Here is a 21,598-nt window from a genome sequence, read left to right on the forward strand (position 1 = left end):
CTCGCCAGCTTCGGGTCAATGTGGCTCATCGACTCCGCGCGTCAACGAATTGACTGAGACGAATGCTAATCGGGCCTCCGGCGCGCGTCCTAAATAATCGTTCAAGAGCTTTATAAACGTTGTTATCCAATTGATTTGTATACGTTTTTTACGTACCATTCAGGCGAACGAATCGGGCTGAAACGCGCTCCAGGCGGCCGGCATCGAAGGGATCAAGGCCGTGCTCAACGACACGCTTGAATGTCAGAGCAAGGCGTTGCGCGCCGTCACGTTGAACAGCGCGCTGTTTCAGATGCCCGGCTTCGAGTTCATCAGGGATGTCGTCGCGCGACGTGCGCGTGCAGGCATCAACCTGCGCGTGATCCGCTCGGGTCCGGGTGATGCGCGCGATCTGTGGCGATCGTCGACGCGCGATGGGGAGCGGTTTGCGGCGGGCCTCGTTACGCAGGACAAAGCCGTGCGCAGCGTGCGCTGCGAGAACGCGATGCGCGTGAACACGGCTACGGCGGCACGGACGGCGGTGCTCGCGGGCGGTGGCTTCGCATTACTAACGGAGTTTTCGATCCACGCAAAGCGCACCGTTTCTTCCGAAGCGCGGCGCTCCGATCCGACGAAGGTATAGCCTATGACCAGCGTCGGGTCGCCCGGCACAGATCGCGCGCCTTCAACGCCAAACACCTCCGGTTGGGGAGGGCGTCGGCTGCTTCACATGCGTCTCGATCGGGTGGGGTCAGCCAGGAGCGAACGAAACCGCGTCTCATGCAGGTCTGTCGGGCCGATCGGGCGTGCTCGCGCTCCACAGCACTTCGAACATACCGCACTGGAACGTATAGAACTCCGCGCTTTGAATGGACAGTGCGTAGTGCTCGGCGCGCGATGAAATGAAGGCCACGGTATCGTCGTACAGATAAGTCGTGATACCCACTTCGAAATCGGCGGGCGCGCAGCGGAGTTCGCGGAGATCGCGCGTCGACGATCGCCACAGATCGCGCGCATCGCCCGGGCCCGAGCGGATTATGCGCAGATTGATGCCCGCACGGACGCGTCGCGCGACGACATCCCTGATGACCTCGAAGCCCGGCATCTGAAACAGCTCGCTGTTCGACATGACGGCGCGCAACTGCTTGCTTTGACATTCGAGCGTTTCATTGAGCACGGTCTTGATCCCTTCGATGCCCGAGAAATAGCGCACCTTCGGTTTTCCACCCGCTGAGTTGTGAATCGAGCGCAGTTGCGGGAGCACTTCCTGGACGAGCCGACGTTGTTCCTCGATGCGCCTGAGCAGGGCGATCGGATCCTGCGGAATCACGTAGCTGCGCGCGCCTTTCTGCACGGTCGCGACGAGTCCATCGGCGAGCAGCCGGTCCAGCACTTCGTATGCGTTGGTGCGGCCGATGCCCGCCTTCTGGGCGATGGAAGCGACGGTGGCCTCGCCGAGTTCGAGCGAGGCCAGATAGAAGTCGGCCTTGTTCCCGTCGATGCCGGCCGCCTGGAGCATCTCGATAAGGTTCATTTTCGCCAACCGATCCGGGAAGGTGATGGTCGTTGCAGTCGGATTCGTTCGCCTGAATGGTGCGGCAAAAACCGATACAAATCAATTGGATAACAACATTTGTAAAGCTTTTGAACGATTATTTAGGACGTGCGCCGGACGTCCGAATAGCATTCGTCTCAGTCAATTCGTTGACGCGCGGAGTCGATGAACCACATTGACCCGAAGCTGGCGAGCAGCGGACCGGCTGAGCGTCAAGCTCGGCGTGTCCGATGACGAGATCGCCGAAGCGCTGGGCGTTGCCGTCAACCTGAACGCCGGCGCTGCCATCACGTACAGCGCGCACGTGCTCGACGCCACTCTGGGGCGTTCGGTCGCCTCCATACGCCCCGGTGGCACGGTTGCCCTCGTTGGCGGCGTCGGCGGCTGGGCAACTGAGATCGAGATTCAGCCGGTCCTGATGCGAGCCGCGCGCCTGACGGGCATTTTAGTCGGCAGCCGCGCGATGTTCGAGGATCTGAGTCGGTTCGTCACCGCCGCAAAGATTCGGCCGACGATCGATCGGGTCTTCAGCTTCGATCAGGCGCGCCAGGCCTACGCGTACCTGGAATCGGCCAACCACTTCGGCAAGGTCGTGATCAAGGTCGGCGACTGAGCGCGATTCAACTCGAGCCCATCGTGCCGTCATGAGGAGTGGTCCAATGAAGAAGTCAGGCGTTAAACCGCACCAAGCCAACGAGCAGGTGTCTGTTGCGACGATGAGCCGCCGCCATCTCATTCAAGGCGCATTGCTCTCGACAGTCGCTGCGTCCGCGCTGGTCGTAGCCGCCGAACCGTTAGCGCACCAGGGCGGCGATCCGAAAGTTGAGGTAGAGGGGATTGAATGCAAGCTGATGCGGCTGTACAGCAACGACCTCCCGAAGCATGTCAACGAGGTCATGGAGTACTTCGACGACACGCCGGAGATGCTCTAGTTTGATGTCATGAGTCCCCGAGCAACCGGTCAATGTCCTCGCAGGCATGGTTTCGTCCCCCTCGTGGGCACCTTTTTTAAGCGCGACGAGCAAGCGATCGCGGAATGGCTTTTGCGAATCCCACAATCCGCTGAGCCTATCCAAGGGGCTGCTGCCGCCATGCTTGTGAATCTTCGGCAAGTTTGCTCAATCCCGCAAGTGTTGTGCCTGATACCCCAAAGGGGTGCGCACACTATGTGCAACCGCTGGACATTGCGGAACTTACAGGCTATGTCGGGATAAGTCCTCCTTGCATCATCATTTCAAGGCAATTGCGGATAGATCCGCCTGCGCATCGCTCGCAGAATCAGGCACAACACTCGGGGGATTGTGGTAACCGATGCGTGCGTATCCATGGCATCGTTCGCATGTGGTCGATTCTCGCAGGTTTCGCAGCGTGTCACCGCCGGGCTTCCATCGCATTTGAGCCGAAATGCACCTTACAGTCAGGCCGCACCTGAGAGCAAGCGATATCACCCCACAGAGATCCAACCGAACGCTACTTGCGACGAACGTAACCTCCGCGTCTTCGGCCTCCCCGGTTCGAAGCGCTTTGGCGCCACCACTGCAGGTGGTGGCGCATTTTTTTCACGTGCGGCGGTGATTGATAAGCCTTGGAAACCCAAGGCAAATGGCGTGTAATCGACGCACCGTTCGGGCGAACGTCATGGTGCGAACTGAATGGAAAATCGCGCTAGCAGCGCTTGCGACTTTCGCTGCGCTGGCGAGCGCGGCGGTTTGCATCGGGGGTCCGGGGAGCAACGGAACAGCGAACTCAGTTAAGCCAAGGTCTTCGCATGAATAGCCCCGTGGGACAAGGCGGACGTACGATTAAGAGACGTAGATCGATAAATTTATCGGACCATCTTAACGAGACGTCAGCAATCTTGATCAGTATCGAGCCGAAGCCAGCGGCGCAGGCGTTCGCTGGACGACCCTCTTATGAACACGTTTAACTGACTTCCCTGTTCCGTTGCTCCCCGGACCCCGTACACCACTTTCGACAATAGCTCACGAGAGCGAGGAAATTACGATGACCCGGATACCTCTGGCAAAAGATGAAGAGCTCACACCTGCCCAGCTTGAATTTTTTCGTGTCGCACCGGCCGGAAAATTAAATTTAGCTCGGCTTCTCGCTCATGGAACGACTGTTTTTTTACCCTTTATGGAATTCGCGAAAGCCATTTTTGCGAAGCTTGATATTCCCCCACGCGAACGGGAGATCATTGCGCTTGCCGTTCAACATCTTGAACGCTCGAAATATGAATGGGCGCAACATGTGGAGATTGCGGAGGAGATGGGCATCTCCCGGGACAAGATTGATGCGATCGACGACGGTCGCTTCAACGCGCCAGTATTCAATGAACGAGAGATCGCCATCCTTGCCTTTACAAGGCAAGTGGTTCGGGCTGGACGGGTTGATGACTACGTTTTTGGTGCACTCTCTGCGTTCTATTCATCCCGCCAAATCGTTGAGGCTATCTATACCATCGGCTGTTACATGATGGTGGTGCGCGTATCGGAAGTCGCAGAGATCGAAATCGATGCGGTCCATGGCGCCGAGGTCGTTCGCCAAGCCGTGGCGGAAGCCAAATAACGATAGCAGTCCCTCTTTACATAGCCATGTCCATACCCCGATCTGAATAGCGCTCCCTGACCTGTTCGGCGCGATGCTGAGCCACCTCTCGCACGCGCTCGATCGCCTGCCGACTGACTTGAGCAACGTCGAGAGCGAGGCGTTGAGCGCGTTCAAGGAGCTCTCCAGTGTGGCCCGTCCCGCTCGGCGACGGCAGCAGCAGCGGCGGCTCCGTCAAGTTGGTGCGGCTCAGGCGGCGGTAGAATGAAGCGATGAAAAAGACGAAATCGCTTTACCACGGGCGCCGCTTCCCCGCCGTGGTTATCAGCTGCGCGGTTCGCTGGTATTTCCGGTTCGGCCTGAGCCTGTGCGACATCGAGGAATCGTTGCTCGAACGAGGCATCGTGGTCACGTACGAAACGATCCGTCTTTGTGCCGGCAGGCAGCCGCGACCATGTTTATCTAGTGGAAGTGCGTTGCACATGGCGCCCAAACACCGAGCGGGGTTGGTCGCAGTTGATTTGGCGCCAAGCGTGGGTAGGATCACGGGTAGGAGGCGATCCGTAACGGTGGGAGTCGAACCTGGCGAGGCTTTCCGGGCGGCAGTTGGAGTTTGCTGCCTTCCGCCAATTCAAATTTGACGCGCCACGGAGAAGCCCTTACAATGCGCTCTCTCTGACGCGGGGTGGAGCAGTCTGGCAGCTCGTCGGGCTCATAACCCGAAGGTCGTAGGTTCAAATCCTACCCCCGCAACCAAGCCTTCAAAGCAAAGCCCGCTGGCATACCGCCGTGCGGGCTTTGTTGTTTCTGCCCACGGCTGATTTGACGAGCGGCTCGATTCGCCGGCGCTCATCGCCACGGAGTGCGCAGCTCAATCGCGTGCAGCCCAATCGACCGGTGCTTGTGCGTGCAGCGACGTTGTATCGCCGAACTCGAGTTGCTGCGCGGCGTCGGCCATGTTTGCGCCTAGCGCAGCCCGGTCGCCCGCGCGCTGATTTAAGCGCGGCCGGGGCCTTTGCCGCGGGACAAATAGCAGACGTTTCGCCGGTACAGCGATGCTTCCGCGCGCCGGCCGCCCATCTTGAAATCACCACTGTATTTTTGTACAGTGGTGCCACTTTGAACCCGCTCGATCCGCACTCCATCCCGCCCGCGCTTGCGCCTTCCGGCGCGAGCCGCGCCGCCGTGCGCAAGATCATCCATTGCGATTGCGACTGCTTCTACGCTTCGGTCGAAATGCGCGACGATCCGTCGTTGCGCGGCAGGCCACTCGCGGTCGGCGGCCGTCCCGAGGCGCGCGGCGTCGTCGCGACTTGCAACTACGAGGCGCGCCGTTTCGGCGTGCATTCGGCGATGTCGTCGGCGCTCGCGATGCGCAAATGTCCGGAGTTGCTGATACTGCGGCCCGCGATGGAGAAGTACCGGGCCGCCTCGCGGCAGATCATGGCGATCTATCGCGATTACACGCCCGATGTCGAGCCGCTGTCGCTCGACGAAGCCTATCTCGACGTCACCCGCTCCGAGCACTGCAAGGGCAGCGCGACCCTGATGGCCGAGGAGATTCGCGAGCGGGTTCGCGAGACGGTCGGCGTGACGGTGTCGGCGGGCGTGGCGCCGAACAAATTCGTGGCGAAAATCGCCTCCGATTGGAACAAGCCCGACGGGCTCTTCGTCGTGCGTCCGCATGAAGTCGACGCGTTCGTCGCGGCGTTGCCGGTGCGCAAGATTCACGGCGTCGGCAAGGTCACGGCGGCAAAGCTCGAGAAGCTCGGCATCACGACTTGCCTCGAGATGCGCGCCTGGACGCTGATCGATCTGCATCGGCACTTCGGCGCGTTCGGGCAGCGGCTTTACGAGCTGTCGCACGGCGTCGACCAGCGCGCGGTGCAGGCTGACCAGGAGCGCAAATCGATCAGCGTCGAGACTACCTACGTGACGGATCTGAAGACGTTCGACGAATGCGCGGCGGAGATTCGGCGTCTTACCGAGCAGCTCGACGAACGGATCATGCGCGCGGGCGCTGCATCGGCGGTGCGCAAGCTGTACGTGAAGATCCGTTTCGCAGATTTTCAGCGCACGACGGTCGAGTCCCCAAATCCCCCAAGGGGACTTCCTGCGGGGCGGGGGATTTCCTCCGGGGCGTCCGTCGGCGACGCGACGCATGTGCCTACGCTGCTGGGGCTGCTCGAAAAAGGTTTGGCGCGGCGTAATCGGCCGGTTCGCTTGCTGGGCGTCGGGGTGCGTCTCGAAGAAGACGATTCGACGCTGCATGGGCAGTTTTCGTTGTTCGAGAATGTACCGGATGGGGAGCGGGATCGATAGAATCGAACCCAGACTAACGAGCGCCCCAAGGAGCTGCCGATGGACCTGATTATTCGCCGCGCCGTACTCACCACACACATCGCGCATCGAGACGAGCCGGTCGATATCGGCATCGACGGCGATCGCATCGTCGCAGTCGAGCCGAGGCTCGCGGCCGCCGCGCGCGAGGAAATCGACGCGGCCGGCCTGCTCGTCGCGCCGCCGTTCGTCGATGCGCACTTTCATATGGACGCGACGCTTTCCTATGGATTGCCGCGCGTCAACGCGTCGGGCACGCTGCTCGAGGGCATTGCGCTTTGGGGCGAGCTCAAGCCGCACTTGACGCAAGATGCGCTCGTCGAGCGCGCGCTGCAGTATTGCGATTGGGCCGTCGCGCGCGGGTTGTTGGCGATCCGCTCGCACGTCGATGTCAGCGATGCGCGCTTGCTTGCGGTCGAGGCGCTGCTCGAAGTGAAGCGGCGCGTGGCGCCATATCTCGATCTGCAATTGGTCGCGTTTCCGCAGGACGGCCTATTGCGCAGCGCGGACGCTCGCCCCGGAGGACGTCCCCTTGGGGGATTCGACAATCTGAAGCGCGCGATCGAGATGGGTGCCGATGTCGTCGGCGGTATTCCACACTTCGAGCGGACGATGGCCGATGGCGCCGAATCGGTCCGCCTGCTGTGCGAATTCGCGGCCGAGAAAGGCTTGCGCGTCGACATGCATTGCGACGAGTCGGACGACCCGATGTCTCGCCACATCGAAACGCTCGCCGCACAAACGCACCGGCTCGGGCTTCACGGGCGCGTTGCGGGCTCGCATCTGACGTCGATGCATTCGATGGACAACTACTACGTGAGCAAGCTGCTGCCGCTGATGCGCGAGGCGGGCGTCGCGGCGATTGCGAATCCGCTGATCAACATCACGCTGCAGGGCCGCTCGGACACCTATCCGAAACGGCGTGGCATGACCCGCGTTCCGGAGATGCTCGCGGCAGGGATCAACGTCGCGTTCGGGCACGATTGCGTGATGGACCCTTGGTACAGCCTCGGCTCGGCGGACATGCTCGAGGTCGCGCATATGGGGCTGCACGTCGCGCAGATGACGGGCGTCGACGCGATGCGCGCCTCGTTCGATGCGGTGACCGTCAACGCCGCAACAATCCTCGGTCTCGAAGGCTACGGGATCGCGCCCGGCTGCTACGCCGACTGCGTGCTGCTCGACGCGCGCGATCCGATCGACGCGATCCGCCTGCGTGCTGCGCGGCTGGCGGTGGTGAGGCGGGGCAGAGTGGTCGCGCGTTCGCCTGCGGCGCGCGCGGCGCTGTCGCTGGAAGGTCGGCCGGCGGAAGTTGACTTCAAGCTATCTCGCTGAGTGAAGCCAAGCGCGTTGTGAACCGCGACGCGAACCCACGAAAAAAACCGGTGACCCGCACGTCGTGCTGTGTCACCGGTTCATCGATCCACAAGGAAAGTTCTCGGCGCGCAGCCCATCGACCTGAACGGGCGGCGCGCCGCGCAATACCGCGCGCGGGTTAGTGCGCAGCGTTAGCCGTCATGCCGCTGTGCCGGAGCAGCGCGTCGATTTGCGGCTCGCGGCCGCGGAACGCCTTGAACGACTCCATCGCGGGCCGGCTGCCGCCCACTTCCAGGATCTCGCGACGATAGCGCGTACCGGTCGCCGCATCGAGCACGCTGCCGCTCGCGGCCTTCGCGGCTTCTTCGAACGCGGCATACGCGTCGGCGGACAGCACCTCCGCCCACTTGTAGCTGTAGTAGCCCGCGGCGTAGCCGCCCGCGAAGATATGGCTGAACGTGTTCGGCCAGCGCGAGAACGACGCCTGCGGAATGACGTGGAAGCGCTCGTTGATCTCGCGCGCGAGATCGTTCGCGCTTTGCTGCGCAGCCGGATCGAAATCGACGTGCAGGATCATGTCGAACATCGAGAACACGATCTGCCGCAGCGTGCCGAGGCCGCTCTGGAAGTTCTTCGCAGCCAGCATCTTGTCGAAGAGTTCGCGCGGCAGGGTAGCCCCCATTTCGACGTGCGACGACATGTCGGTCAGCACGTCCCATTCCCAGCAGAAGTTCTCCATGAACTGCGACGGCAACTCGACCGCATCCCATTCGACGCCGTTGATGCCCGACACGCCCAGTTCATCGACGCGCGTGAGCATGTGATGCAGGCCGTGGCCGAACTCATGGAACAGCGTGATCACTTCGTCGTGCGTGAAGCAAGCGGGCTTGCCGCCGACGGGCGCCGAGAAATTGCACGTCAGATACGCGACCGGCGTCTGCACGCCGCCTTCGGTGCGCTTGTGGCGCGAACGCGCATCGTCCATCCATGCGCCGCCGCGCTTGCCTTCGCGCGCGTACAGGTCGAGATAGAACTGCGCGACGAGCGAGCCGTCCTTGTTCTCGACGCGGAAGAAGCGCACGTCGCGGTGCCAAGTGGCGGCCTGGTCGCGGCGGATGCTGACGCCGAAGAGCGTCTCCGTGACCTTGAACAAGCCCTTCAATACGGAGTCTTCAGGGAAGTATTGCTTGACCTCGTTTTCCGAGAACGAATAGCGCTTCTGGCGCAGGCGTTCGCCCGCAAACGCGACATCCCACGGCTGCATTTCGGCCATGCCGAGTTCCGCGGCGGCGAATTCGCGCAGCTCTTTCCAATCCTGATCGGCGAACGGACGCGCGCGCTTGGCGAGATCTTCGAGGAACGCGACGACTTGTGCCGGCGACTCGGCCATTTTCGGCGCGAGCGAGACTTCGGCGAAGTTGTTGTAGCCGAGCATTTGCGCTTCCTCGCGGCGCAGCTTCAACTGATCGGCGAGATTGGCGGTGTTGTCCCAGTCCGCTTTGCCGTTGCCGTAGAGCGCACCGAGTTCCGACGCGCGCGTCACGTAGGCGCGGTACATCGCCTCGCGCATTGCGCGGTTTTCCGCGTACTGCATCACCGGGAAATACGATGGGAAGTGCAGCGTGAATTTCCAGCCTTCCTTGCCGTCGCGTTGGGCTGCCTCGCGCGCGGCTTCGGCGACGTCATCGGGCAGCCCGGCCAGCTCGCCTTCGGTGGTCGCGAGGTACGCATAGGCGTTGGTGGCGTCGAGCACGTGATCGGAGAATGCCTTGGACAAAGCCGCTTGCCGCTCCTGTAATTCGGCAAAGCGCGGCTTCCGGTCTTCCGGCAATTCGGCGCCCGACAGGCGGAAATCGCGCAGCGCGTTTTCCAGGATCTTCTTGCGCTCGGTCGTGAGCGTAGAGAATTCGGGGCTTGCGGCGATCGCCTTGTATTTTTCGTACAGCGCGAGATTCTGCCCGACGCTCGACCAGAATTCGGTCACGCGCGGCAGGTTTTCGCCGTAGGCAGCACGCAGCTCGGGTGTGTCGGCGACCGCGTTCAGATGGCCGATCACGCCCCAGGCACGCGACAGCGGCTCGGTCGCGCGCTCGACCGGCTCGACGATGTCGGCCCAGGCCGCGGGTGTATCCGGCGCGCTCGCACGATCGACGGCGGCGTTCGCGGCCGCGAGCAGCACGTCGAGCGCGGGCGTCACGTGCGCCGGCTGGATCTCGCCGAAGCGCGGCAGATCGGAGAAATCGAGGAGCGGATTGTCTTGCTGCGGGACGGTATTGGATGACATGGAGCTTCCTGTCTGGCTGGATGACGTAGGGCGCCGCGCGCCCTACGTCGTCATTATTGGGGCAGTGCGCCCCGATTCCAATCGATACTTTCTACAGCGGCGATTATCAGGCCGCATGGCGCGGCCCGGTAGCTGGCCGATCGGCCTAGTTGCCCGCCGCACGCTCCGCTGCTTCAATCGTATTGACGAGCAGCATCGTGATCGTCATCGGGCCGACGCCGCCCGGCACCGGCGTGATGAACCCGGCCACTTCCTTGACGCCCGCGAAATCGACGTCGCCGCAGAGCTTGCCGGCGTCGTCGCGGTTCATGCCCACGTCGATGACGGCCGTGCCCGGCTTCACCATGTCCGCAGTCACGATGTTGCGCAGGCCCGTCGCCGCGACGATGACGTCGGCGCCGCGGGTGTGCGCGGCGATGTCGCGCGTCTTGCTGTGGCAGATCGTGACCGTCGCGCCCGCTTCGAGCAAGAGTAGCGCCATCGGCTTGCCGACGATGTTCGAACGGCCGATCACGACGGCATTCGCGCCCTTCAGATCGATGCCGTACGCCTCGAACATCTTCATCACGCCGTACGGCGTGCAGGGGCGAAAGAGCGGCTTGCCGGTCAGGAGTGCGCCGGCGTTTGCGATGTGAAAGCCGTCGACGTCCTTCTCCGGTGCGATCGCTTCGATCACCTTGTGGCTGTCGATGTGCTTCGGCAGCGGCAGTTGCACGAGGATGCCGTGAATCTTCGGATCGCGGTTCAGCTCGTCGATGCGCGCGAGCAGATCGGCTTCGGAGAGCGTCGCGGGATAGCGGTCGTAGGACGAGAAGATGCCGTTGTCCTCGCACGCTTTCACCTTGTTGCGCACGTAGACTTCGCTGGCCGGATTGTCGCCAACCAGCACGACGGCGAGGCCCGGTCGATGGCCGCGCGCGGCGAGCGCGGCGGCGCGCGTCGCAACTTCGGCGCGGAGGGTCTTGGAAAGGGCGGTGCCGTCGATCAGTTTGGCTGTCATGATGGGTCGGTCGAGTGACGAGTATGGAAATCGGTCATGCAAGGCGCAGTTCGGGCCGAAGGGGCGGCGCTCGGGTGGCCGGCGCCTCGTTCGAACAGACTGAAAAGCGGTTCGGCGCGACTGTAAGAACGGGACGTACAGGGCAGGAAGCACAATGGCCGGGGCCGTGCCGCGAAGTACGGAATTATACCGTTGAGCGAACCCGCGAGCGGCGGGGAAAGCCAAGCGGATGACGGCTGCGGGCAAGCTTGCCAGGAGGCATTGTGTACGCCGGGAACAGTGCGGCGCGAAAGGACGGGAGCGCCCCGGGAGCGCACGGGAGGCGGCGCGAGCCGGAGCCGTCGCCGCCGCGCTGAACGTCGACCATGGTCAACTACGCCCGGACCGCGAGCCCGGGCGCGAGCGCAACGAACAACAGCGCTTACTGCGCTTGCTGCGGCTTGTTCGACAGCGCGAGCCGCAACAGGTCGGCGACCGTGTTGACGTTGAGCTTTTCCATGATGTTCGCGCGGTGCGCCTCGACGGTCTTGATGCTGATGCCGAGATCGTCTGCGATCTGCTTGTTCAGGCGGCCGGCGATGATCCGCTCGAGCACCTGATGCTCGCGCGCGGTCAGCTTGCCGAGCCGCTCGGCGGCGGCGCGCTGCTGCGCGACGCTGCTGCTTTCGCTTCGGGCCTTGTCGAGCATCCGCTCGACGAGCTTGCGCAGTTCCGCCTCGTCAAACGGTTTTTCGATAAAGTCCATCGCGCCTTTTTTCATCGTCGAGACGGCCATCGGCACGTCGCCGTGACCCGTCACGAAGATGATCGGCAGCGAGGCGTTCTCCGCGATCAGCCGCTCCTGCAATTCGAGGCCGCTCATGCCGGACATCCGCACGTCGAGGATCAGGCAGGCGATCTGGCCGGCGTGCTGCGCGGGCTGGTAGGCGTCGATGAACTGTTCGGCGCTCGAAAAGCACTGCACCCGATAGCCGTTTGCCTCCAAGAGCCAGCGCAGCGAATCGCGCACGGCCTCGTCATCGTCGACGACAAAGACAGTTTCCTGAGTGGTGACTGGGCTACTCATAGCTCTCCCGTAACGGTTTGTGTTCTCGGCGCCTCGGACCCGCCGTTGCTCAGGTCGTGAGGCTCGCCAATGGGCAGACTGCAGTGGAACGTGGCGCCCGTGATGTGGCCGTCAGCTTCGACGTTGTTGACCACCCACAGACGGCCGCGGTGCGACTCGATAATGGAACGGCAGATGTTCAGCCCCATGCCCATGCCGTCGGACTTGGTGCTGTAGAACGGTTCGAAGAGGCGCTCGGTGGCGGCTTCGTCGACGCCCGGGCCCTGGTCGATGACGCTGATGCAGACGAACCCCGCATCGATCCGCGCGACGACGCGGATCACCGGATCGACCGCATTCGGCCGAGCTTCGTGCATCGCCTCGGCGGCGTTTTTCAGCAGGTTGACGAGCACCTGCTCGATCAGCACCGGGTCGACATAGATGACCGGCAGCCGCGAGCGCATCTCAGTGACGATGCGGATCTTGCGCTTACGCGCTTCGATTTCGGCGAGACCGACCGCATCGGCGACGATATCGGCGACACGCGTCGCCTGGCGCTTCGGCTCGCTGCGCTTCACGAACTCGCGGATGCGCTTGATGATCATGCCGGCGCGCACCGCCTGCTGCGCGGTCTTTTCGAGCACGGGCAGCAGATTGTCGGAGTTCGTGCGGCCCGACTTCACCAGCGCCACGGTGCCCGAGCAATAGTTGTTGATGGCGGCGAGCGGCTGGTTGAGTTCGTGCGCGAGGGACGACGCCATCTCGCCCATCGTCATCAGGCGGCTCGTAAACTGCAGTTTTTCTTCCTGCTGGCGCGTGAGTTCCTGCGCCTGCTTGCGCGAGGTGATGTCGGTCGCGATCTGCATCTGCGCGAGGTGGCCGTCGACCCACTGAATGTACTGGCGGCGCACTTCGAACCACTTCTGGATGCCGTGGACGTAGACCTCGCGCGCGTCGGCCGTGCTCTCGGTGAGCGCAGCGGCGGGCAGGCCGGCATAGGCGTCGACCATGTCGATCGAATCGGACGAAGCCTGCGCCGTGTCGAAACCGCCTCCCGCCAATTCCAGATGCCCGTCGGGGCGGATGCCGAACAGATGCCGGTAGTAGCGGTTTGCGAACAGCAGCTCGGCTTCGTCGGCGGCGAGCACGGAGACTGCCGCGTCGAGGCTTTCGAGCACGGTCGTGAAGCGCTCGTGCGCGGCGGCGAGTTCTTCGCGGGCGCGCTTCGGCTCGGTGATGTCGGTCATCGACGACATCCAGCCGGTCTGCCGGCCCGAACTGTCGATGAGCGGGGAGACGTAGAGGCGCGCGTGAAAGAGCGAACCGTCCTTGCGCCGCACGCGCAATTCGAAGCCCGACGACGGCGCCTTGCCGCGCAGCGTCATGTCGAGCTGGCGCTGCATTTCCGGATACGAATCGCGCGGCCAGTACGGAAACGGCGCCGTTTTGCCGACGAGGTCGCTTTCGTCCCAGCCCGTCATTCGGCAGAACGCGGGGTTCACGTGCGTGATGCGGCCGTGCATGTCGAGCACGCGCATGCCGATCAGCACCGAGTTTTCCATCGCGCGCCTAAAGAACGCCTCGGCGTACAGCGCCTGCTGCGCTTCGAAGCGCTGGCGCGTGTGCTTCCAGAGGCTCCACAGGCTCCACAGCACAAAGCACGACAGGCCGGCGACGAGCCAGACGAGCGTGTTGTTCGTGAAGTTGGTGATCTGCGGAAACGAGTAGACGCGCACCGTCACGCCCTGGCCCGGCGGGTCGAGCGGCAGGTCGTAGAAGACGTCGCGCGGCAGGCGCGGGCGCGTCGAGGTGGTGGCGAGTTCGCGATTGTTCGCGTCGGTGATCGAGATCTTGTACTTCGCCGACAGCTCAGGCGGGATGTCGTGCTTCAGGATCCCTTCGATCGAAAACACCGCGGCGACCGTGCCGAGAAAGTCGCGATCGCGGTAGACCGGCGTTTGCAGCGTCAGATAGCCATTGCCGAGATCGTCGTAGATGAGCGGCGAATAGACCTGGCGCCGCGTGCTCTTCGCTTCGTTGAACGCCGCCCTGACGGCTTCGTCCATCTGCGCGTCGTTCGGCCGCGCGAGGCGCTGGCCGAGCATCGGCAGCGGATTGTTCGGCCAGCGCGCGACATCCTCGTTCGTGTACCAGTTCAGATAGAGGATCTCGGGATGGCCCTGCATGATGTCGGTGGTCGACACCAGGAACGAATGGGGATCGGCGTGGCCCGCCGCGAGGTCGCGCGAAAGCGCCTGCAGCTGCTCCTGCGCCCCCGTCATCGACAAGCGAATCTGTTGCTGGGCCCAGGCGACGTTCCGGTATAGGGTGTCTTCCTGCTGCTGTTGTTCGCGCCGGTTCAGGCTCCACAGGATCAGGCTCATGACGACCAGGAACACGAGGATCGACAGAAGCGGCGTGAGCAAATAGGAGTTCGACCACCACGGTCCGTGGTGCCAGCGGGACGGCGAGGCGTCCGCCCGGGAGCGGGACGGCCGCGCCGAGCGTGTGAATAGCCGTTCGGTCAACATGGCTCGCATTGTAGCGCAGCGTGTCATCCGCAATTGGCGTAAAAGGACGGCGAACAGGGGCTAATCTCGATAATTCGAGTCGCGTAATCATGATTTCACCGTCCATCCGAGGTGCGCTGCAACAAAATTCCGCATTATGAGAATCGATCTCGTAATTCGAAAATTTTGTTGCGCTGGCAGCGCTCGGCTCATTACAATCGCCGAAAGCTGCCGCGGCCGGTGCCGGCCCGCGTCGTGTGTTCCAAGTGCATTTCTCAAAATCAGGAGACGAGAATGTCCGCTGTACCCGACGAAGTCATGAAATATGTCGCTGCCGATAAAGACGACGACCCCCAGGAAACGGGTGAGTGGCTTGAAGCCCTCGATGGCGTGATTTCTGCTGTCGGCCCCGACCGCGCGCACTACCTGATCGAGAAGCAAATCGAATTTGCCCGCGTGCACGGCGAGCACCTGCCTTTCTCAGCGAACACTCCCTACATCAATACGATCCCGGTCGCGGGCCAGGCACGCATTCCCGGCGACCAGGACATCGAACACCGGATTCGCTCGTACACGCGCTGGAACGCCATCGCGATGGTCCTGCGCGCGGGCAAGCACACGAACGTCGGCGGCCATATTGCGTCGTTCGCGTCGGCGGCCACGCTCTATGACGTCGGCTTCAACCACTTCTGGCACGCTCCGTCCGCCGAGCACGGCGGCGATCTCGTGTTCGTGCAGGGCCACTCGTCGCCGGGCGTCTACTCGCGCGCGTTCCTGCTCGGGCGCCTGTCCGAAAGCCAGCTCGACAACTTCCGCCAGGAAGTGGGCGGCGAGGGCATCTCCTCGTATCCGCACCCGTGGCTGATGCCGGACTTCTGGCAGTTCCCGACCGTGTCGATGGGTCTCGGCCCGATCATGGCGATCTACCAGGCGCGCTTCATGAAGTACCTGCAGGCGCGCGGCATCGCGAAGACGGAGGGCCGCAAGGTCTGGGCGTTCCTCGGCGACGGCGAAACCGACGAGCCGGAATCGCTCGGCGCGATCGGCATGGCCGGCCGCGAGCGGCTCGAGAACCTCGTGTTCGTCATCAACTGCAACCTGCAGCGCCTCGACGGCCCGGTGCGCGGCAACGGCAAGATCATTCAAGAACTCGAATCGGAGTTCCGCGGCGCCGGCTGGAACGTGATCAAGGCGATCTGGGGCAGCCGCTGGGATGCGCTCTTCGCGCGCGACAAGACGGGCGCGCTGATGCGCCGGATGATGGAAGTCGTCGACGGCGAATACCAGACGTACAAGTCGGAGTCGGGCGCGTTCGTGCGCGAGCACTTCTTCAACTCGCCGGAACTGAAGGCGCTCGTCGCCGACTGGTCCGACGACGACATTTGGGACCTGAACCGCGGCGGTCACGATCCGCACAAGATCTACGCGGCGTTCAAGGCGGCGACGGATACGAAGGGCCAGCCGACCGTGATCCTCGCGAAGACGATCAAGGGCTACGGCATGGGCGAAGCCGGCCAGGCCATGAACATCACCCACCAGCAGAAGAAGATGCAGGTGGATCAGCTCAAGAAGTTCCGCGACCAGTTCCGTCTGCCGATCTCCGACGAAGCCATCGTCGACGTGCCGTACATCAAGTTCGAGGAAGGCTCGAAGGAACTCGAGTACATGCGCGCACGCCGCCAGGAGCTCGGCGGCTATCTGCCGGCGCGCCGCCAGAAGGCGGAATCGCTGCCGGTGCCGGCACTCGAAGCGTTCGAGCCTCTGCTGAAGGGCACGGGCGAAGGCCGTGAGATCTCGACGACGATGGCGTTCGTGCGAATTCTCAACATCCTGTTGAAGGACAAGGCGCTCGGCAAGCGCGTCGTGCCGATCGTGCCGGACGAATCGCGTACGTTCGGCATGGAAGGTTTGTTCCGCCAGATCGGCATCTGGAATCAGGATGGCCAGAAGTACGTGCCGGAAGATTCCGATCAGCTGATGTTCTACAAGGAATCGGAAACCGGCCAGATCCTGCAGGAAGGGATCAACGAAGCCGGCGGCATGTGCGACTGGATCGCAGCCGCGACGTCGTACTCGACGCACGGCGAGATCATGATCCCGTTCTACATCTTCTACTCGATGTTCGGCTTCCAGCGCATTGGCGACCTCGCATGGGCTGCCGGCGACATGCGCTCGCGCGGCTTCCTGCTGGGCGGTACCGCGGGCCGCACGACGCTGAACGGCGAAGGCCTGCAGCACGAAGACGGCCACTCGCTCCTGTGGGCGGCATCGGTGCCGAACTGCGTGAGCTACGACCCGACCTTCGGCTACGAGCTCGCCGTCATCATGCAGGACGGCCTGCGCCGCATGGTGCAGGAGCAGGAGGACGTGTACTACTACGTCACGGTGATGAACGAGAACTACGAGCACCCGGCGATTCCGCAAGGTGAGAGCGTGGCGGCCGACATCATCAAGGGCATGTACGCGTTCAAGAAGGCCGACGCCGATGCGAAGGCGCCGCGCGTTCAACTGATGGGCGCAGGCACGATCTTCAACGAAGTGATTGCCGCGGCCAGCCTGCTCAAGAACGACTGGGGCGTCGCCGCCGACCTCTGGAGCGTGCCGAGCTTCACCGAGCTTGCGCGTGAAGGCCAGGCGGTGGATCGCTGGAACCTGCTGCACCCGGCCGAGCCGCGCAAGCAATCGCACGTCGAGAAGCTGCTGAAGGACGCGAAGGGTCCGGTGATTGCGTCGACGGACTACGTTCGCGCACTCGCGGACCAGATCCGCGCCCACGTGCCGCAACGCTTCGTCGTGCTCGGCACCGACGGCTTCGGACGCTCGGACACGCGCGAAAAGCTGCGTCACTTCTTCGAGGTCGACCGTTACTGGGTCACGGTCGCTGCACTGAACGCGCTGGCGGACGAGGGCACGATCGATCGCAAGGTCGTCGCCGACGCGCTCGCGAAGTACCACCTCGATCCCGCCAAACCCAACCCGATGACCGTCTAAGGCATCGTCCGCGTGATGCCGGCGTGCGCGCTTTCCGTTCGATGAATGGGATGCGCGCGCGCGGCCCAGGAGACACTAACAAATGAGTCAAGCGATCGAAGTCAAGGTACCGGACATCGGCGATTACAAGGACATCCCTGTGATCGAGGTGCTGGTGAAGGCGGGTGATACCGTCGAGAAAGAGCAGTCCCTCGTCACGCTGGAGTCCGACAAGGCGACGATGGACGTGCCGAGCCCGGCGGCGGGCACGGTCAAGGAAGTGAAGGTGAAGCAGGGCGATCCGGTGTCCGAAGGCACGCTGATCATCCTGCTCGAAGGCGGCGCAGCGGCGCCGGCGGCGGAAGCCGCCAAGCCCGCACAGGCCAATGGCGCGGCAGCGCCTGCTGCGCCGAGCGCGGCCGCGCCGGCTCCCGCACCGGCTGCTGCGGCAAGCGGCGGCGGTGTGCAGGAAGTGAAGGTTCCGGATATCGGCGACTATAAAGACGTGCCCGTCATCGAGGTCGCGGTGAAGGTGGGCGATCGCGTCGAGAAGGAGCAGTCGCTCGTCACGCTCGAATCCGACAAGGCGACGATGGACGTGCCGAGCCCGGCCGCCGGTGTCGTCAAAGACATCAAGGTGAAGGTGGGCGACGCGGTGTCGGAAGGCACCGTGATCGTGCTGCTCGAAGGCGAGGGTGCGGTTGCGGGTGCGGTTGCGCAGGCACCCGCACCTGCCGCGGCGAAGCATGTCGAGCATCCGATGGACGAGCCGCAGCCGGCCGCGCCGCAACGCGCCGCAGCCCCCGCTTCCGCACTCGCGCAAGCGCCGGTCATTCCGTCGGGCGTCGGCGGCGAGCGCAAGCCGAGCCACGCGTCGCCGTCCGTGCGCAAGTTCGCGCGCGAGTTGGGCGTCGATGTCGCGCTCGTGCAGGGCACCGGTCCGAAGGGCCGCATCACGCAGGAAGATGTCACCGCGTTCGTCAAGGGCGTGATGACCGGCCAGCGCGCGCCGGCTGCAGCGGCAGCTCCGGCTGCGGGTGGCGGAGAGCTGAACCTGCTGCCGTGGCCGAAGATCGACTTCACGAAGTTCGGCCCGATCGATCCGAAGCCGCTCTCGCGCATCAAGAAGATTTCCGGCGCGAACCTGCATCGCAACTGGGTGATGATCCCGCACGTCACGAACAACGACGAAGCGGACATCACCGAGCTCGAAGCGCTGCGCGTGCAGTTGAACAAGGAAAACGAGAAGGCGGGCGTGAAGATCACGATGCTCGCGTTCGTCATCAAGGCCGCGGTGTCGGCGCTCAAGAAGTTCCCGACCTTCAACGCGAGCCTCGACGGCGACGACCTCGTCTTCAAGCAGTACTTCCACATCGGTTTTGCGGCCGATACGCCGAACGGTCTCGTCGTGCCGGTGATCCGCGATGCGGACAAGAAGGGCTTGATCGAGATCGCGAAGGAAATGGCCGAGCTGTCGAAGCTCGCGCGCGAAGGCAAGCTCAAGCCGGATCAGATGCAAGGCGGGTGCTTCTCGATTTCGTCGCTGGGCGGCATCGGCGGCACGAACTTTACGCCGATCATCAATGCGCCTGAGGTTGCGATTCTCGGTTTGTCGCGTGGCGCGATGAAGCCGGTGTGGGACGGCAAGCAGTTCGTGCCGCGTCTCACGCTGCCCTTGTCGCTGTCGTATGACCACCGTGTCATCGACGGGGCAGAAGCTGCGCGCTTCAATGCGTATCTGGGCGGGCTGCTTGCCGATTTCCGGCGGGTGATTCTTTGATTGTTGGTTAGTGCCGTCGCTGGGGCGTGGTTTTTTTCGATTTCGGTTATCCACGTCCTTCGTAGAACTTGATTTCACGTTGGTCCTCAAGCGTTGCCCCTGTGCGGGGCGGCACCTACTTTTCTTTGTCCCCCAAGGGGACTTCCTTCGGGGCGTCTTCCAAAGAAAAGTAGGCAAAAGAAAGGCGCGTCCTTCGGCGGACGGCAAAGGGGGGGCTGCCCTTGTCATCGCCAGCTTTTCGGGCCTGGATCAATGTGTCTGCGCGGCGCTCTTAATCAACACGGCAACACGGTCAATAAGAGAAGGGGACATTAATGAGTCTCGTCGAAGTGAAGGTGCCGGACATCGGTGATTTCAAGGATGTCGATGTCATCGAAGTCAACATCAAGCCCGGTGACGCGATCGAGAAGGAGCAGTCGCTCCTGACGCTCGAGTCGGACAAGGCTTCGATGGAAGTGCCGAGCGATACCGCCGGCACCGTCAAGGAAGTGAAGATCAAAGTCGGCGATAAGGTCTCCCAAGGGACCGTCGTCGCCGTCGTCGAAGCCGGTGAGGCAACTGCCGCTCCGGCCAAGCCTGCCGCGCCTGCAGCAGTTCCCGCGGCAGCCCCGAAGGCCGCTGCGCCCGCGCCGCAAGCGGGCAGCTTCGGCGGCTCCGCCGATATCGAGTGCGACATGATCGTGCTCGGCGCAGGGCCCGGCGGCTACTCGGCTGCGTTCCGTTCCGCCGATCTCGGCATGAAGACGGTGCTAGTCGAACGTTATTCGACGCTCGGCGGCGTGTGCTTGAACGTCGGTTGTATTCCGTCGAAGGCGCTGTTGCACACCGCGCTCATCATGGATGAAGTCAAGGAACTGGCCGCGCACGGCATCTCGTTCGGCAAGCCTGAGATCGATCTCGACAAGTTGCGCGACTTCAAATCGGGCGTCGTCAAGAAACTGACCGGCGGCCTCGCCGGCATGGCCAAGGCGCGCAAAGTCGAAGTCGTGACCGGCGTCGGCTCGTTCGTCGATCCGCATCACATGGAAGTCGTGGGTGAGGGCGGCAAGAAGGTCGTCAAGTTCAAGCAGGCGATCATCGCAGCGGGCTCGCAAGCGGTGAAGCTGCCGTTCATTCCCGAGGATCCGCGTGTCGTCGATTCGACCGGCGCGCTCGAACTGCGTCAGATTCCGCAGCGCATGCTCGTGATCGGCGGCGGCATCATCGGACTCGAAATGGCGACGGTCTATGCGACGCTCGGCGCGCAGATCGACGTCGTCGAAATGCTCGATGGCCTGATGCTGGGCGCGGACCGCGATCTCGTGAAGGTGTGGGAGAAGTACGGCGGCAAGCACTTCGCCAACATCATGCTCAAGACGAAGACGACCGCGGCCGAGGCGAAGCCGGACGGCATCTATGTGTCGTTCGAAGGCGAGAAGGCGTCGGCCGAGCCGCAGCGCTACGACCTCGTGCTCGTCGCCGTGGGCCGCAGCCCGAACGGCAAGAATATCGGCGCGGAGAAGGCAGGTGTGGCCGTGACCGACCGCGGTTTCATCGACGTCGACAAGCAGATGCGCACGAACGTGCCGCATATTTTCGCGATCGGCGACATCATCGGCCAGCCGATGCTCGCGCACAAGGCCGTGCATGAAGGGCACGTCGCCGCGGAAGCTGCGCACGGCGAGAAGGCGTACTTCGACGCAATGCAGATTCCGTCGGTGGCTTACACCGATCCGGAAGTCGCGTGGGCTGGCAAGACTGAGGAGCAGTGCAAGGCCGAAGGCATCAAGTACGGCAAGGCCGTGTTCCCGTGGGCAGCATCGGGCCGCGCGATCGCGAACGGTCGCGACGAAGGCTTCACTAAGCTGATCTTCGACGAAGAGACGCATCGCGTGATCGGCGGCGGCATCGTCGGCCTCAATGCGGGCGACCTGATCAGCGAAGTGTGCCTCGCGATCGAAATGGGTGCGGATGCAACCGATATCGGCAAGACGATCCATCCTCACCCGACGCTCGGCGAGTCGATCGGGATGGCGGCGGAGTTGTACGAAGGCGTCTGCACGGACTTGCCGCCGCAGAAAAAGAAGTAAGCCGCGGCATTCGCCGCTAAGCGAAGCGACATTGGCGCGCCCAGCAATGGGCGCGCTGTTTCGTTTGTGCGCCCAGCATGGGCGCACTCCAGTGGGTGCAGGTCCCACCGTAAGTTGATCACAGCGAGCGAAGCGCAACTGCGAGAGGGTGACCGATCGGGGGGAGGGAGCGTTGCTGGAAGCGGCGCTGACGAGAGAGAAC

General features: G+C 63.1%; 14 protein-coding genes, 1 tRNA gene and 1 pseudogene. 11 read left to right on the top strand and 5 right to left on the bottom strand.

Annotated elements, in window-relative coordinates:
• The first annotated feature begins 220 nt into the window (after nucleotides 1-220).
• The gene (locus tag J3489_RS37460; protein ID WP_242539843.1) at nucleotides 221-622 is read left to right on the top strand and encodes a type 2 periplasmic-binding domain-containing protein; all 402 of its coding nucleotides are present in this window, start codon (nucleotides 221-223) and stop codon (nucleotides 620-622) included.
• Nucleotides 623-757: 135 nt separating this feature from the next.
• Here J3489_RS37460 and J3489_RS06720 read toward each other — a convergent pair whose 3' ends face one another.
• A complete protein-coding gene (locus J3489_RS06720) occupies nucleotides 758-1,513 on the bottom strand; it encodes a TrmB family transcriptional regulator (protein WP_206996920.1) in 756 nt (251 codons plus the stop codon).
• Between the two features lie 244 nt (nucleotides 1,514-1,757).
• Here J3489_RS06720 and J3489_RS06725 point away from each other — a divergent pair, with 244 nt between their 5' ends.
• From J3489_RS06725 to J3489_RS06755, 7 genes and pseudogenes are all read left to right on the top strand, one after another.
• Nucleotides 1,758-2,147, top strand: coding sequence for a zinc-binding dehydrogenase (locus J3489_RS06725; RefSeq protein ID WP_206996921.1), 390 nt, complete (start codon nucleotides 1,758-1,760; stop codon nucleotides 2,145-2,147).
• Nucleotides 2,148-2,193: 46 nt separating this feature from the next.
• Nucleotides 2,194-2,466 (top strand): hypothetical protein, encoded by a 273-nt coding sequence (locus tag J3489_RS06730; RefSeq protein ID WP_206996922.1) that lies wholly within the window; start codon nucleotides 2,194-2,196, stop codon nucleotides 2,464-2,466.
• A 1,072-nt stretch (nucleotides 2,467-3,538) separates the two neighbouring features.
• Nucleotides 3,539-4,102 (top strand): carboxymuconolactone decarboxylase family protein, encoded by a 564-nt coding sequence (locus J3489_RS06740; RefSeq protein ID WP_206996924.1) that lies wholly within the window; start codon nucleotides 3,539-3,541, stop codon nucleotides 4,100-4,102.
• A 251-nt stretch (nucleotides 4,103-4,353) separates the two neighbouring features.
• Nucleotides 4,354-4,509, top strand: a pseudogene (locus J3489_RS37465) (IS6 family transposase); the annotation flags it as partial.
• A gap of 251 nt (nucleotides 4,510-4,760) precedes the next feature.
• Nucleotides 4,761-4,837: transfer RNA gene (locus tag J3489_RS06745), tRNA-Met, on the top strand.
• Between the two features lie 363 nt (nucleotides 4,838-5,200).
• A complete protein-coding gene (dinB, locus tag J3489_RS06750) occupies nucleotides 5,201-6,403 on the top strand; it encodes a DNA polymerase IV (protein WP_242539815.1) in 1,203 nt (400 codons plus the stop codon).
• Between the two features lie 39 nt (nucleotides 6,404-6,442).
• Complete coding sequence (locus J3489_RS06755) at nucleotides 6,443-7,756, top strand: amidohydrolase family protein (protein WP_206996925.1); 1,314 nt, start codon at nucleotides 6,443-6,445, stop codon at nucleotides 7,754-7,756.
• Between the two features lie 160 nt (nucleotides 7,757-7,916).
• On the opposite strand, the gene J3489_RS06760 is transcribed toward J3489_RS06755, so the two are convergent.
• The 4 genes from J3489_RS06760 to fixL form a co-directional block, all read right to left on the bottom strand.
• The gene (locus J3489_RS06760) at nucleotides 7,917-10,022 is read right to left on the bottom strand and encodes a M3 family metallopeptidase (RefSeq protein WP_206996926.1); all 2,106 of its coding nucleotides are present in this window, start codon (nucleotides 10,020-10,022) and stop codon (nucleotides 7,917-7,919) included.
• A 145-nt stretch (nucleotides 10,023-10,167) separates the two neighbouring features.
• A complete protein-coding gene (gene folD, locus J3489_RS06765; protein ID WP_206996927.1) occupies nucleotides 10,168-11,022 on the bottom strand; it encodes a bifunctional methylenetetrahydrofolate dehydrogenase/methenyltetrahydrofolate cyclohydrolase FolD in 855 nt (284 codons plus the stop codon).
• Nucleotides 11,023-11,443: 421 nt separating this feature from the next.
• Nucleotides 11,444-12,088 (bottom strand): oxygen response regulator transcription factor FixJ, encoded by a 645-nt coding sequence (fixJ, locus tag J3489_RS06770; protein WP_206996928.1) that lies wholly within the window; start codon nucleotides 12,086-12,088, stop codon nucleotides 11,444-11,446.
• Nucleotides 12,085-14,598, bottom strand: coding sequence for an oxygen sensor histidine kinase FixL (gene fixL, locus J3489_RS06775; RefSeq protein WP_206996929.1), 2,514 nt, complete (start codon nucleotides 14,596-14,598; stop codon nucleotides 12,085-12,087). The genes fixJ and fixL overlap by 4 nt, the downstream gene beginning before the upstream one ends.
• A gap of 273 nt (nucleotides 14,599-14,871) precedes the next feature.
• Between fixL and aceE the strand changes: the two genes are divergently transcribed.
• From aceE to lpdA, 3 genes are all read left to right on the top strand, one after another.
• On the top strand, nucleotides 14,872-17,568 hold the full coding sequence (aceE, locus tag J3489_RS06780; protein WP_206996930.1) for a pyruvate dehydrogenase (acetyl-transferring), homodimeric type: 2,697 nt from the start codon (nucleotides 14,872-14,874) through the stop codon (nucleotides 17,566-17,568).
• Between the two features lie 82 nt (nucleotides 17,569-17,650).
• Nucleotides 17,651-19,327: a dihydrolipoyllysine-residue acetyltransferase gene (gene aceF / locus J3489_RS06785; protein WP_206996931.1), complete on the top strand. Its 1,677-nt coding sequence runs from the start codon at nucleotides 17,651-17,653 to the stop codon at nucleotides 19,325-19,327.
• 314 nt (nucleotides 19,328-19,641) lie between these two features.
• Nucleotides 19,642-21,396 (top strand): dihydrolipoyl dehydrogenase, encoded by a 1,755-nt coding sequence (gene lpdA, locus J3489_RS06790; RefSeq protein WP_206996932.1) that lies wholly within the window; start codon nucleotides 19,642-19,644, stop codon nucleotides 21,394-21,396.
• Nucleotides 21,397-21,598 lie beyond the last annotated feature (202 nt).

It is taken from the genome of Trinickia mobilis, from assembly GCF_017315705.1.
Lineage (GTDB): Bacteria > Pseudomonadota > Gammaproteobacteria > Burkholderiales > Burkholderiaceae > Trinickia_A > Trinickia_A mobilis.

Coding starts and splice junctions, on each gene's coding strand:
- aceF (WP_206996931.1), top strand. CDS start 17,651: ATGAGTCAAGCGATCGAAGTCAAGGTACCGGACATCGGCGATTACAAG.
- fixL (WP_206996929.1), bottom strand. CDS start 14,598: ATGTTGACCGAACGGCTATTCACACGCTCGGCGCGGCCGTCCCGCTCC.
- J3489_RS06740 (WP_206996924.1), top strand. CDS start 3,539: ATGACCCGGATACCTCTGGCAAAAGATGAAGAGCTCACACCTGCCCAG.
- lpdA (WP_206996932.1), top strand. CDS start 19,642: ATGAGTCTCGTCGAAGTGAAGGTGCCGGACATCGGTGATTTCAAGGAT.
- fixJ (WP_206996928.1), bottom strand. CDS start 12,088: ATGAGTAGCCCAGTCACCACTCAGGAAACTGTCTTTGTCGTCGACGAT.
- aceE (WP_206996930.1), top strand. CDS start 14,872: ATGTCCGCTGTACCCGACGAAGTCATGAAATATGTCGCTGCCGATAAA.
- J3489_RS06755 (WP_206996925.1), top strand. CDS start 6,443: ATGGACCTGATTATTCGCCGCGCCGTACTCACCACACACATCGCGCAT.
- J3489_RS06760 (WP_206996926.1), bottom strand. CDS start 10,022: ATGTCATCCAATACCGTCCCGCAGCAAGACAATCCGCTCCTCGATTTC.
- folD (WP_206996927.1), bottom strand. CDS start 11,022: ATGACAGCCAAACTGATCGACGGCACCGCCCTTTCCAAGACCCTCCGC.
- J3489_RS06730 (WP_206996922.1), top strand. CDS start 2,194: ATGAAGAAGTCAGGCGTTAAACCGCACCAAGCCAACGAGCAGGTGTCT.
- J3489_RS06720 (WP_206996920.1), bottom strand. CDS start 1,513: ATGAACCTTATCGAGATGCTCCAGGCGGCCGGCATCGACGGGAACAAG.